Raw genomic sequence first — 13,600 nt, 5'->3', positions numbered from 1 at the left:
TCCTCCGGGTGGCTTCGGGCTTAGTAGTGGATGCCCTTAGAATGTGGGTGATGCCGGCGCGAATACTCTGCCAAGGCAACCTGCCTCACAAGGGAGCAAATTGCATGCCAGTGCCCCACCATGGGTTTTTTGCCCCATTTTCACGCTTCTATAGATGTAAAGCGCAGCAAAGCGGGAAATAGCGCCCTGTAATGTAGCGTCATATTCAACAAATGACCTGTTTTGGTGCGCGCAAAACCTTCTGCACATTAACTGGTTAAACCTTGAGCAATTTCCGCTATAATCCGCGCCCCCCTTTTTCGGCTGGCCCAGCGCGCGCTGTTTTCATGAAACTAATCGTAAAAGTCTTCCCCGAGATCACCATCAAGAGCCGCCCGGTACGGATGCGTTTCATCCGCCAGTTGGCCAAAAACATCCGTACCGTGCTCCGCGACCTGGATCCGGCTGTGGTGGTGAACGGTGTGTGGGACAACCTCGAGTTGGAAACCCGCGTCAGCGAGCCGAAAGCCCTGAAGGAGATGACCGAGCGCCTGAGCTGCATGCCGGGCATCGCGCATTTCCTGCAAGTCGACGAATACCCGCTGGGCGACTTCGACGACATCGTCGCCAAGTGCAAGCAGCACTTCGGTGATGCGTTGGCCGGGAAGATTTTTTCGGTGCGCTGCAAGCGTGCCGGCAAGCATGAATTCAGCTCGATGGATGTCGAGAAATACGTCGGCAGCCAACTGCGTCGTCAGTGCGGCGCCGCCGGAATCTCGCTGAAAGAGCCGGAAATTGAAGTTCGTCTCGAAATTCGCGACAAACGGTTGTTCGTGATCCACAACCAGCACAACAGCATCGGCGGTTATCCGCTGGGGGCCCTGGAACAGACGCTTGTGCTGATGTCCGGCGGCTTCGATTCCACTGTAGCTGCCTACCAGATCATGCGCCGCGGGCTGATGAGCCATTTCTGCTTCTTCAATCTGGGCGGACGAGCCCATGAACTGGGCGTTATGGAAGTCGCGCACTTCATCTGGAAGAAGTACGGCAGCTCCCAACGCGTGTTATTTGTCAGTGTGCCTTTCGAGGAAGTACTGGGAGAAATTCTCGGGAAAGTCGATAACAGTCATATGGGCGTAGTTTTGAAGCGTATGATGTTGCGCGCTGCTTCCCGTATTGCCGATCGGCTGGAGATCGAAGCGCTGGTCACCGGCGAAGCGATTTCCCAGGTGTCGAGCCAGACGCTGCCGAACCTGTCCGTGATCGACTGCGTGACCGACAAGCTGGTCTTGCGACCGCTGATCGCCAGTCACAAGCAGGACATCATCGACCTGGCCAACGAAATCGGGACTGCCGATTTCGCCAAGCACATGCCGGAATACTGCGGGGTCATCTCGGTGAACCCAAAGACCCACGCCAAGCGTCCACGCGTGGAGTACGAAGAACAACAGTTCGACATGGCAGTACTTGAGCGTGCGCTCGAGAACGCCAAACTGGTGCCGATCGATCGCGTAATCGACGAATTGGGCCAGGACTTGCAGATCGAAGAAGTCAGCGAAGCACTGGCGGGCCAGATCATCATCGACATCCGTCATCCGGATGCCGCTGAAGACGAGCCGCTTGAACTCGCTGGCATTGAGGTGCAGACGATGCCGTTTTATGCATTGAACGCTCGTTTCAAGGAACTGGACCCTACTCGCCAGTACCTGCTGTATTGCGACAAAGGCGTGATGAGTCGCCTGCATGCCCACCATTTGCTCAGTGAGGGGCATGCCAATGTGCGCGTTTATCGACCGAGCTAAGAGCCCGGGGCTGTATGCCTGTGGCCTGCGTCACCGGCCCCCCGACCCTGCCGTCAAGCTGTAACGGCAAGGCCTGACTCTACTGTAAATCGCTGCCAAGACTTGTCAGCACACCGAATCCTCTGATCGAGATACACAAGTGATCGAAAATCTACGCAACATCGCCATCATTGCTCACGTTGACCATGGTAAGACCACCCTGGTAGACAAACTCTTGCGTCAATCCGGCACCCTGGAGCGCAACGAGCTCAACGACGAGCGCGTGATGGACTCCAACGACCAGGAGAAAGAGCGCGGTATTACCATTCTGGCGAAAAACACCGCCATCAACTGGAACGGCTACCACATCAACATCGTGGACACCCCGGGCCACGCCGACTTCGGCGGCGAAGTTGAACGCGTAATGTCGATGGTTGACTCCGTTCTGCTGCTGGTTGACGCTCAAGACGGCCCTATGCCGCAAACCCGTTTCGTGACCAAGAAGGCTTTCGAAGCCGGCCTGCGTCCAATCGTGGTGATCAACAAGGTTGACCGTCCAGGCGCGCGTCCGGACTGGGTTCTGGACCAGATCTTCGACCTGTTCGACAACCTCGGTGCTACCGAAGAACAGCTGGACTTCAAAGTTGTCTACGCCTCGGCCCTGAACGGCATTGCCGGTCTGGAACACACCGACATGGCTGAAGACATGACCCCGCTGTACCAGTCGATCGTCGACAACGTACCTGCGCCGAAAGTCGACCGTGAAGGTCCGTTCCAGATGCAAATCTCCGCTCTGGACTACAACAGCTTCCTGGGTGTTATCGGCGTTGGCCGTATCGCTCGTGGTCGCATCAAGCCGAACACTCCGGTTGTCGCTATCGACGCCGACGGCAAGAAGCGTACCGGTCGTATCCTGAAGCTGATGGGTCACCACGGTCTGCACCGTATCGACGTTGAAGAAGCAGCTGCCGGCGACATCGTCTGCATCAGCGGCTTCGACCAGCTGTTCATCTCCGACACTCTGTGCGACCCACTGAACGTCGAAGCGATGAAGCCGCTGACCGTTGACGAACCAACCGTTTCCATGACCTTCCAGGTAAACGACTCGCCTTTCTGCGGTAAAGAAGGCAAGTTCGTCACCAGCCGTAACATCAAGGAACGTCTGGACAAGGAACTGCTCTACAACGTTGCCCTGCGCGTTGAAGAAGGCGACACCGCCGACAAGTTCAAAGTCTCCGGCCGTGGTGAGCTGCACCTCTCGGTACTGATCGAAACCATGCGTCGCGAAGGCTTCGAAATGGGTGTTGGTCGTCCGGAAGTGATCATCCGCATGGTTGACGGCGTCAAGCACGAACCGTACGAAAACGTGACCATCGACCTGCCGGAAGAATCGCAAGGTTCGATCATGGAACAGATCGGTATCCGTAAGGGCGACCTGACCAACATGGTTCCGGATGGCAAGGGCCGTGTGCGCCTTGAGTACAACATCCCGGCTCGTGGCTTGATCGGTTTCCGTAACGAGTTCCTGACCCTGACCTCCGGTGCAGGCATCCTGACCTCGATCTTCGACCGTTACGACGTGATGAAGTCCGGCGACATGTCCGGCCGTCAGAACGGCGTGCTGGTTTCGGTTGCTACCGGTAAGGCTCTGACTTACTCGCTGGAAACCCTGCAAGCTCGCGGCAAACTGTTCCTGGGTCACGGTGAAGACGTGTACGAAGGTCAAATCGTCGGCATCAACAGCCGCGACAACGACCTGGGCGTTAACCCAACCAAAGGCAAGAAGCTCGACAACATGCGTGCCTCGGGTAAAGACGAAACCATCGCTCTGGTTCCGCCTATCCGTTTCACCCTGGAACAAGCTCTTGAGTTCGTGCAAGAAGACGAACTGTGCGAAGTCACTCCTAAGTCCATCCGTCTTCGTAAGAAGATCCTGGGCGAAAGCGAGCGTACCCGCGCTGCCAAGAAAGCCGGTAACTGAGTTTCGACTTAGTTAGCTGCTAAAAAAACGCCCCCGACCGCAAGGTCGGGGGCGTTTTTGTTTGTCTGGGGTTTGAAGATCGTTCCCACGCTCTGCGTGGGAATGCAGCCCGGGACGCTCCGCGTCCCTAAAGCGGACGCGGAGCGTCCGTTGAGGCATTCCCACGCGGAGCGTGGGAACGATCAGGGTTGGTTTAAAACTTTTCGAGGGTGCGGCGGCTCTCGCTGGTCTCGCGCGCCACTTCTTTGGGTTTATACGCGCAATACCCCGGCCGCGGCCCGATTTTCGGGTGGTTGCGGCAAGTATCCGGGCGCTTTTCATAAATAGTGCACAGACGGCTCTTACGATCCAGGTACAGGCAATCGTTATTGCTCATGCGCTGAAGGGTGAAGATCTCGGACTTCTGGTTGTAACGCTCGACGATCCCTTCCTTCTGCAGACGCTTGGCGATGTTCTTCGGCGGCTCGCCTCGCTCGAATTCATCGACGATGCCGATACGGATCAGATCCTTGATCTTGACCTCGACCGGCAGGGTGCAGCAGCTGGAAACACACGAACCACACATCGGGGCGGAGTACTTGGCCCAGGTATCGAGGCGATCGATCTCCGCGGCGGCGATCAGGTTGGACTTCATCATCGGTTGTTACCAGCGTGCATCAGGGCGCGCGATCATACCGGGACTGGTGGATTTTTGAACAACCTTTCGCCAGATTTTTTCGTATTTCGCCCGATAACACCTGTAACCCGGCACGGCCCCTGCATTCTTTCCGGTGCGCGGCAAGGTAATGTCGATCTATCTCACACTAACGGGAAAAACTGCCGAACCAGAGTTCCAACGGCCTGTCAGACCGTCTAGGCTCAACAACTCCACGCTCGCTCGAGGTCCTATCAATGACTCAAGAACCACTTGTTCGCGAAGCAGAGGTGGCCGCATTTCGCGACGCCGTCTTGACCAAACTCACCTACGCGGTGGGCAAAGACCCGGATCACGCCTTCGACCACGACTGGTTCGAAGCCATTGCCCTGGCGGCGCGCGATCACATGGTCGAGCACTGGATGGATCACACCCGACAGATTTACCGCAAAGGTCAAAAGCGGGTTTATTACCTTTCCCTCGAATTCCTGATCGGCCGTCTGCTCTACGACAGCCTGAGCAACCTTGGCTTGCTGGACGTCGCCCGCGAGGCCCTGACTGAACTCGGCGTCGACCTTGAGCGCATCCGTCTGCTGGAGCCCGACGCAGCGTTGGGCAACGGCGGCCTCGGTCGTCTGGCCGCGTGCTTCATGGAAAGCATGTCGACCCTCGGTATTGCCGGCCACGGTTACGGCATTCGTTACGAACACGGTTTGTTCCGCCAGGCCATCGTCGACGGTTGGCAACAGGAACAGACCGAACACTGGCTGGATTTCGGTAACCCTTGGGAGTTCGAGCGGCCAGAGGTCGTTTACCCGATCGGTTTCGGCGGCAGTGTCGAAACCGTCACCGACGAAGCCGGCAAGTCCAAGCAAGTCTGGACGCCAGCGGAAACCGTTCGCGCGATTGCGTATGACACGCCGGTCGTCGGCTGGCGCGGAGCGAGCGTCAACACGTTGCGCCTGTGGCGCGCCCGGGCCATGGAAGATTTGCACCTGGAGCGCTTCAACGCCGGCGACCACTTGGGCGCCGTGGCAGAAGTCGCCCGGGCCGAAAGTATTTCCCGGGTGCTCTACCCGGCGGACAGCACCGAAGCCGGCCAGGAACTGCGCCTGCGCCAGGAGTATTTCTTCGTCGCCGCGTCCTTGCAGGACTTGCTGCGCCGCCATCGCAATATGCACACCTCGGTCCTGACCCTGGGCGATCATGCCGCGATCCAGCTCAACGACACCCACCCCTCGATTGCCGTGGCCGAACTGATGCGGCAACTGGTCGATGTCTATGACGTCGCGTGGGATGCGGCATGGCAGGTCACCGTCGACACGCTGTCCTACACCAACCACACGCTGCTGCCGGAAGCGCTGGAAACCTGGCCGGTCGGTTTGATGGAGCGGATGCTGCCACGGCACATGCAGATCATTTATTTGATCAACGCCCAGCACATCGATTCGCTGCGGGCCAAGGGCATCCATGACTTCGAGGTGCTGCGCGCGGTGTCGCTGATCGAAGAAGACAACGGCCGCCGTGTGCGCATGGGCAACCTGGCGTTCCTTGGTTCCCACAGCGTCAACGGCGTGTCCGGGCTGCACACGCAGCTGATGCGCAAAACGGTATTTTCCGAACTGCACAAGCTCTACCCGGACCGGATCAACAACAAGACCAACGGCATCACCTTCCGCCGCTGGCTTTACCAGGCCAACCCTGAGCTGACCTCGATGATGGTCGACGCCCTCGGCCCGGATCTGCTGGACAACGCCGAAGAGCGCTTGCTCGGCCTGGAACCCTTCGCCGAGAAAGCCGCGTTCCGCAAGGCCTTCGCCGAGCAGCGCCTGCACAGCAAGAAAGCCCTGGCGTACATCATTCATGAGCGACTTGGCGTTGCGGTCAACCCGGCCGCGATGTTCGACGTGCAAGTCAAACGGATCCACGAATACAAACGTCAGTTGCTGAACCTTTTGCACACCGTCGCGCTGTATCAGGCGATTCGCGCCGAACCGGAAGTCGATTGGGTGCCCCGGGTGAAGATCTTCGCCGGCAAGGCGGCGGCCAGTTATCACCAGGCCAAGCTGATCATCAAATTGACCAACGACATCGCCCGGGTGGTGAACAACGACCCGACCGTGCGCGGTTTGCTCAAAGTGGTGTTCTTGCCCAACTACAACGTCAGTCTGGCGGAAAGCATCATCCCGGCCGCGGATTTGTCGGAGCAGATTTCCACCGCAGGCTTCGAGGCTTCGGGCACCAGCAACATGAAATTCGGCCTCAACGGCGCGCTGACCATCGGCACCCTGGACGGGGCGAACGTGGAAATGTGCGAACGCATCGGCGTCGAACACATGTTCATCTTCGGCCTCAGCGCCCAGCAGGTTGAAGCGCGCAAGCAGAACCATGAGTTCAACGCGACGCCGGATATTGCGGCCTCCCACCGGCTCAATGACGTGCTGCAAGCGATACGCGGCGGGGTGTTCTCGCCGGATGATCCTTCCCGTTACACAGGATTGATCGATTCGCTGATCGACTACGATCGCTTCCTGGTCTGCGCCGATTTCGACTCTTACTGGGAAGCGCAGATGCGGGTAGAAGCCCATTGGCACGATTCGAAGGAATGGTGGCGTTCGGCGGTATTGAATACCTCCAGGATGGGCTGGTTCTCGTCCGACCGGACCATTCGCGAGTACGCCACCGATATCTGGAAAGCTTTGGAGTAACTTTTAGCAATAATTGCGAGCAAGGCCCGACGGTTGTTGGGCCTGATCGATATACTAAGCGCCAACTTGACCCCTTGTGGGAGCGGGCTTGCTCGCGAAAGCGGTTGATCATTCAGCATTCATGTTGACTGACCTGCCGCTTTCGCGAGCAAGCCCGCTCCCACATTGGATTTGTGGTGCAGATGCAATCTGCTCTCACACTGGATTCCGGGTGACTGGTCACTAGACTGAACCAGACGCTGTATCGCCCGGATTCGCCCCGCAGCGGGGCCGCTTAGGGATATCGACCATGCAATGGATGTTCATGCTGATTGGGCTGGTGCTGGGCTGGGTACTCGACGAGTCGTTCAGCGATGCGCTGCTGGGCGCGCTGCTCGGGTTGGGTATTGGCCAGGCCATTCGCATTGGCCGCCTGGATTCACAGGCCGCCGAGCAACGTAAGCTGCTTGATCAGGCTCAGATCGCGTTGAATGCGCTGCAGCAACGACTGTCATTGCTGGAAGTGTCGGGCGTCAAGACGCCGGAAACCCACGAGCCCGAGCCGTCTCCTGAATTCACGCTCGACGAAATTCCTGTCGAAGCCCCGGAGCTGATCTGGGAACTCCCCCCCGAACTCGAACCGGTCACCGTGGCCGCCGCCGAAGCGAGCCGTCCAGTGCCCGTCGATGCCTGGAAACCCCAGCCGGTCGCCCGCGAGCCGCAACAACCCGCCATCCCGCGTGGGCCGAACTTCATCGATCGCGCCATCAGTGGCGCCCGCAACTGGCTGTTCGGCGGCAACACGGTGCTGCGGGTCGGTGTGGTGCTGTTGTTTCTCGGCCTGGCCTTCCTGTTGCGTTACGCCACCGAAGGCATGGTGGTGCCGATCGAGTTGCGTTATGCCGGTGTTGCGGCGGCGGCATTGGGGCTTCTGGGGCTGGGCTGGTGGCTTAGAACGCGCAACAACCATTACGCGTTGATGCTGCAAGGCACTGGGATCGCGGTGTTGTACCTGACCGTGTTTGCTGCGATGCGCCTGCATCCGCTGCTCGATCCTACGGCGGCGTTGGGTCTGCTGGTCGCGGTGACGGTGTTCTCGGCGATTCTCGCCATCACCCAGGATGCCTTGGGCCTGGCTGCCGCTGCGGCGTTGGGCGGTTTTGCTGCGCCGATCCTGACCTCAACCGGTGCCGGCAATCATGTCGCACTGTTCAGTTACTTCGCCTTGCTCAACGCCGGCATCCTCGCCATCGCCTGGTTCAAGGCCTGGCGGCTGCTCAACCTGATCGGCTTCGTCGGCACCTTCGGCATCGGTTTCGCCTGGGGCCTGCGTTCCTACACGCCGGAATTGTTGTGGAGCACTGAGCCGTTCCTGATTGTGTTCTTCCTGATGTACCTGGCCATCGGTCTGCTGTTCGCCCGGCGCAAGTTGCTGGAAATGAGCGATGCGCCAGAGGACGACAGCCGTGAAGCGCTGCTGCACTGGTCGGCGCGCAAGGGCGATTACGTCGACGGCACGATGCTGTTCGGTCCTCCGTTGGTGGGCTTCGGCTTGCAATTCGCGTTGGTCCAGCACCTGGAGTTCGCCGCAGCCTTCAGCGCGTTGGCGTTGGGCATGATTTACATGGGCCTGGCGCGGCTGCTGATGGGCGGACGCGCGTTGCTGCTGGCGGAAACCTGCCTGGCGCTGGGGGTGATCTTCGCCAGCCTGGCGATTCCCTTGGGGCTCGATGCGCGCTGGACCGCTGCTGCCTGGGCCGTCGAAGGCGCCGGCATCTTCTGGCTGGGCCTGCGTCAGCAACGACCGCTGGCCCGAGCCTTTGCCTTGCTGCTGCAACTGGGCTCGGCCCTTGCCTTCCTCGGTGAATTGCGAATCGGCGAAAGTAGTCTGCTCGAGGGTGCGCCGCTCGGCGCGTTGATGCTCGGCGTAGCGTTGTTGTTCAGTTTCTACCAGTTGCGCAAAGCCTTGCCCGAGCAGGCGTCGGACTGGGAACGCAAAGGGCTGCCGGTATTGGCCTGCCTCGGTTTGACCTTTCTTTATCTGCTGGCGCCGTTGTTTTTCTTCACTCATGGCACGGCGATCAGTTGGGCACTGGCGGGGTTGGCGACGTTGTTCGTTGGCTTGCGTCTGCAATCGCGCACCTTCCTGTTCACCGCATTCGCCGTGCAGTTGCTCGGCGGTGCGTTGTTCCTGCTGCGGCTGCAAGGTTCGAGCGGTGAGTCCGGCGCTGTATTCAACGCGGGTTGGAGCGGTTTGTTGAGTGCGTCGTTGATCGGCCTGGCGCTGATCGCTGGCATGTTGCTGGCGGCGCGCGATGAGATGGTCCGAAGCGACGTGCGCTTGCTGCGCGGCTTGTCGGTGGTGCTGCTGGCCGGTCTGGTGTTGATCAATCTGGCGGTGCTGTTCGTCCTGCCTTGGCAAACAGCGAGTGCGGTATGGGCGGCCAGCGGTTTGTTCATCATCTGGCTCAGCCTGTACCTCAAACAGCGCGTGAGTTTTGTCTTCGGTTTGCTGTTGCAAGTGATCGGTGGCGCGGCGTTCCTGCTGGCCGGGCCGGATTTGCTTGGACCGTTGGCGAGCGAAGGATTGAAACCTCTGGCTCATAGCGGTTTCTGGACGCCGCTGGTGTTGGGTTTGGCTGCGATGGTGGGCGCCTGGCGCTTGCAGCTCGGCAATCATGCCTCGGCTTTCGATGTGCTGAGCTTGCAGCGTTTGTCCGAAGTGCTGCTGGTGTGGGGCGCGGGTTGGTGGGCATTGGCGTGGGTCAGTGAGGTGCTGCGCTTTGTACCGTTGAATCTGCAAGCGACGTTGTTGCTGGCGGTTGCGGCAGCGAGTGTGGCTCTGTGGACAGTCTTGGCGTTGCGTTTGAAATGGTCGGCGCTGGGCTTGCTCTGCACCTTGCTGATGCCTGCGTCCGGCTTGGTGTTGCTGGCTGCGTGGCACTCGCGTTATCACCCAGCGGCCAATGTTGGTTGGCTGGTATGGGCGGCCGTGTTCGTCGTGCACTTCATCTCCCTGCGGCGTCTGGCGCCGATGTTGCCGGCGCGCGCGCTCAGTACCGCGCACGTGCTCGGCTGCTGGCTGTTGATCGGTGTGCTGGCCCTGGAGCTGCGTTACGGCCTGTTGCTGTTGTCCGAGCAGTACAACGCCTGGCGTTGGTTGGGTTGGGCGATTCTGCCGAGCCTGTATCTGGTACTCGCGGCGGCTCCTCGTGCCTGGCCATGGCCGGTGTCGGCTTATTCGCGCGAATACCGCGTGTACGCGGCGGCACCGCTGGCGTTGCTGATGCTCGGCTGGTTCTGGCTGGCGAACATCGTTAGCGATGGCACCGCCGAACCGTTGCCGTACGTGCCGCTGATCAACCCGCTGGAGTTGGGTCTGCTGTTTGCGCTGTTCGGCGTCTACGCATGGTCCCGCAGCGCCGTGACACAACTGGCGATCCGCAAGGACTATGCCGAACACGCCACGCAACTGATCGCTGGCGCCTCGCTGTTTGTGTTCTTCACGGCGCTGGTAATGCGCACGGCTCACCATTGGGGCGGTGTGCCGTTCGAGTTGGATTTATTGCTCGAATCCATGCTGGTGCAGGCCGGCCTGTCCATCGTCTGGACCTTGATGGCCCTGAGTCTGATGATCGGCGGTCATTTGCGTCATCGCCGCGAAGTCTGGCTGATTGGTGCAGCGCTGATTGGTGTGGTGGTGGCCAAACTGTTCTTTGTCGAATTGAGTAACCGCGGCGGACTCGCCCGGATCGTCTCGTTTATCGGCGTTGGCGTATTGCTGTTGGTGGTGGGCTATTTCGCCCCGTTGCCGCCCAAGCGCTTTGATGCTGAGCCGGAGGCTGAAAAACCGGCCCCGCAAACCGAAGGAGTGTCGTCTTGAGTCAGAAGCTGAACCGGGTCTGGTTGGGCGCTGTTGCCCTGGGTGTGGCGCTGTCGGCCAGTGCCCAGGAAAAACTGGCGGACTTCGCCACGCAGGTGCCGTTGTCGGTCAGCGGCGAAGGTCCGTGGTATCGCCTCGAATTGCCGTTGAGTGTGCAATTGAATGCGCGGCAAACCGATCTCAGCGATGTGCGCGTTTTCAATGCCGCCGGTGAGGCCCAGGCGTATTCCTTGGCGCGTGCGCCGGCGCAGACCAGCGACAACCGTACCCTGACTGACGTGAAGTGGTTCCCGCTGTACAACTCGGCGGACTCCACTGAGCGTGCCCCGAGCGTACGGGTGCAATCGAGCGCCAACGGCACGCTGGTCGAAGTGCAGCCATCCAGTCAACTGGAGGCGGGCGAAGAAGTGCTGCGCGGCTGGTTGCTCGACGCCAGCAGCATCAAAGCCCCGTTGCAGCAGTTGATCCTCGACTGGACCAGCGAACGCGATGGCTTCCAGCGTTTCACCATCGAAGCCAGCGACGACCTGCAGCACTGGCAATCGTGGGGTGAAGGTCAGGTGGCGCGCCTCACGTTTGCCGACGAACAGGTCGAGCAGCATGAAGTCGCCCTGCCGGGTCAATCGGCCCGTTATCTGCGCTTGCTGTGGAACACGCCGCAATCGGCCCCGACGTTGACCTCGGCGCAATTGCAAAGCGCCAAGACCCGCAGCCTGCCGCTACCGCTTGTCTGGTCGCAGCCGCTGGCCGGCAGCAGCGTTAAGGCGGGTGAATACACCTGGCAATTACCGATGGGACTGAATGTCGAGCGCTTGCAGGTCGAATTGAGTCAGCCCAACAGTTTGGCGCCCGTGACCTTGTCCGGTCGTCGGGAAAGCAGCTTGCCGTGGCAGCCGTTGAGCAGCGGTTTGCTCTATCGCCTGACCCAGAATGGCCAGGATGTGGAGCAGAACGAATTGCAGCTGCCGGGGCAAACCGTACAGCAGTTGAAGCTGACGGTGGACGAGCGCGGCGGCGGCCTGGGTGCCGAGGCCCCGACGGTGCAATTCGCCGTGCGCTCCATTCATCTGGTGTTCCTGGCGCGCGGGGCAGGGCCTTATACGCTCGCGCTGGGAAGTGCCACGGTGAAGGCGGCGAGCCTGCCGCTGTCGACGTTGATTCCGGATTACAGCGCTGCAAAGTTGGCGACGTTGGGCAAGGCCACAGTGGACGGCGGGCTGGTGGCCACGCCAGCATCGACCGTGACAACAGCGGCGACGACGGACACCAACTGGAAGAAGTTCGGGTTGTGGGCGGTGTTGTTGCTCAGTGTTTTGTTTCTGGGCGCGATGGCGTTCAGTCTGTTGCGCAAGCCTGCTACCAAATCTTGAGAATGGCTGGCGCTGCGCGCCATTCGCGAGCAAGCCCGCTCCCACAGGGTCCGCATTCCACTGTGGGAGCGGGCTTGCTCGCGAAGACGGAATGTCAGGCAAAGAAAGTCACGAAACTGCCACTCATCCTCCGCTCACATCTCCTCTGTTTCGAACTACGCTAAACCGGGCGCATGAACTCTATTGGGTGTAACACGTCTGATAGGAGGAAATGCGCCCTGACTCGCGTTAAACTGCGCGGGTTTTTAGCCCCCCATTCCACCGGAGCCTTCCATGTCCCGCGTTACCCTGAGTCGCTATTTGATTGAGCAGACCCGTAGCAACAACACCCCTGCCGATCTGCGTTTCCTGATCGAAGTGGTGGCGCGTGCTTGCAAAGAGATCAACCACGCCGTGTCCAAAGGCGCCCTCGGCGGTGTTCTGGGCAGCATGGGCACTGAAAACGTCCAAGGTGAAGTGCAGAAGAAACTCGACGTGATCTCTAACGAGATCCTGCTCGAAGCCAACGAATGGGGCGGTCACCTGGCCGGCATGGCGTCCGAAGAAATGGACAATGCCTACCAGATCCCGGGCAAATACCCGAAAGGCGCGTACCTGCTGGTTTTCGACCCACTGGACGGCTCGTCGAACATCGATATCAACGCACCGGTCGGTACGATCTTCTCGGTGCTGCGTTGCCCGAACGAATACCTGAGCCAAAACGAGCCTTTGAACGAAAAGGCTTTCCTGCAGCCAGGCACCGAGCAAGTGGCTGCCGGTTACGCGATCTACGGTCCACAGACCATGTTGATCCTGACCCTGGGCGACGGCGTAAAAGGTTTCACCCTGGACCGCGAAATGGGCAGCTTCGTGCTGACTCATGAAGACATCAAGATCCCGGAGTCCACTCAGGAATTCGCGATCAACGCCTCCAACCAGCGTCACTGGGAAGCGCCGGTACAACGCTACGTCAGCGAATTGCTGGCGGGCGAAGAAGGCCCGTTGAAAAAGAACTACAACATGCGCTGGGTCGCCGCGATGGTCGCGGACGTGCACCGCATCCTGACCCGTGGTGGCTTGTTCATGTACCCACGCGACAGCCGCGAGCCGTCCAAGCCGGGCAAACTGCGTCTGATGTACGAAGCCAACCCGATGTCGTTCCTGGTTGAACAGGCTGGCGGCGCTTCCACTGATGGCCATCAGCGCATCCTCGACATCAAGCCTGACGGCTTGCACCAGCGTGTCGCCGTATTCCTCGGCTCGAAAGAAGAAGTCGAGCGCGTCACGGCTTACCACAAGGAATAAA

7 protein-coding genes are annotated in these 13,600 nt (G+C 59.8%); 6 read left to right on the top strand and 1 reads right to left on the bottom strand.

The annotated features are described in order from the left end of the window. The first annotated feature begins 326 nt into the window (after positions 1–326). Together thiI and typA are read left to right on the top strand one after the other, a co-directional pair. Positions 327–1,781, top strand: a complete 1,455-nt coding sequence (thiI, locus tag PFAS1_RS09435; RefSeq protein WP_076028975.1) for a tRNA uracil 4-sulfurtransferase ThiI — start codon at positions 327–329, stop codon at positions 1,779–1,781. 139 nt (positions 1,782–1,920) lie between these two features. Continuing rightward, positions 1,921–3,741 (top strand): translational GTPase TypA, encoded by a 1,821-nt coding sequence (gene typA, locus PFAS1_RS09430; RefSeq protein WP_008149445.1) that lies wholly within the window; start codon positions 1,921–1,923, stop codon positions 3,739–3,741. Between the two features lie 193 nt (positions 3,742–3,934). On the opposite strand, the gene PFAS1_RS09425 is transcribed toward typA, so the two are convergent. Beyond that, complete coding sequence (locus PFAS1_RS09425; protein WP_008149447.1) at positions 3,935–4,378, bottom strand: YkgJ family cysteine cluster protein; 444 nt, start codon at positions 4,376–4,378, stop codon at positions 3,935–3,937. A gap of 254 nt (positions 4,379–4,632) precedes the next feature. Here PFAS1_RS09425 and PFAS1_RS09420 point away from each other — a divergent pair, with 254 nt between their 5' ends. From PFAS1_RS09420 to PFAS1_RS09405, 4 genes are all read left to right on the top strand, one after another. After that, positions 4,633–7,083, top strand: a complete 2,451-nt coding sequence (locus PFAS1_RS09420; protein WP_076028974.1) for a glycogen/starch/alpha-glucan phosphorylase — start codon at positions 4,633–4,635, stop codon at positions 7,081–7,083. A 289-nt stretch (positions 7,084–7,372) separates the two neighbouring features. Then, positions 7,373–10,945, top strand: coding sequence for a DUF2339 domain-containing protein (locus PFAS1_RS09415; protein ID WP_076028973.1), 3,573 nt, complete (start codon positions 7,373–7,375; stop codon positions 10,943–10,945). Continuing rightward, the gene (locus PFAS1_RS09410; protein WP_076028972.1) at positions 10,942–12,315 is read left to right on the top strand and encodes a DUF3999 domain-containing protein; all 1,374 of its coding nucleotides are present in this window, start codon (positions 10,942–10,944) and stop codon (positions 12,313–12,315) included. Before PFAS1_RS09415 ends, PFAS1_RS09410 begins: the two co-directional genes overlap by 4 nt. Before the next feature lie 273 nt (positions 12,316–12,588). Then, positions 12,589–13,599, top strand: a complete 1,011-nt coding sequence (locus PFAS1_RS09405; RefSeq protein WP_074872770.1) for a class 1 fructose-bisphosphatase — start codon at positions 12,589–12,591, stop codon at positions 13,597–13,599. The last annotated feature ends 1 nt before the right edge of the window (position 13,600 follow it).

The sequence above is a fragment of the Pseudomonas frederiksbergensis genome (assembly GCF_001952935.1).
GTDB lineage: Bacteria > Pseudomonadota > Gammaproteobacteria > Pseudomonadales > Pseudomonadaceae > Aquipseudomonas > Aquipseudomonas frederiksbergensis.
The sequence above is the reverse complement of the archived record's forward strand: the minus strand, read 5'-3'. Positions and strand labels throughout refer to the sequence as shown.

Coding starts and splice junctions, on each gene's coding strand:
- PFAS1_RS09405 (WP_074872770.1), top strand. CDS start 12,589: ATGTCCCGCGTTACCCTGAGTCGCTATTTGATTGAGCAGACCCGTAGC.
- PFAS1_RS09415 (WP_076028973.1), top strand. CDS start 7,373: ATGCAATGGATGTTCATGCTGATTGGGCTGGTGCTGGGCTGGGTACTC.
- PFAS1_RS09420 (WP_076028974.1), top strand. CDS start 4,633: ATGACTCAAGAACCACTTGTTCGCGAAGCAGAGGTGGCCGCATTTCGC.
- PFAS1_RS09425 (WP_008149447.1), bottom strand. CDS start 4,378: ATGATGAAGTCCAACCTGATCGCCGCCGCGGAGATCGATCGCCTCGAT.
- thiI (WP_076028975.1), top strand. CDS start 327: ATGAAACTAATCGTAAAAGTCTTCCCCGAGATCACCATCAAGAGCCGC.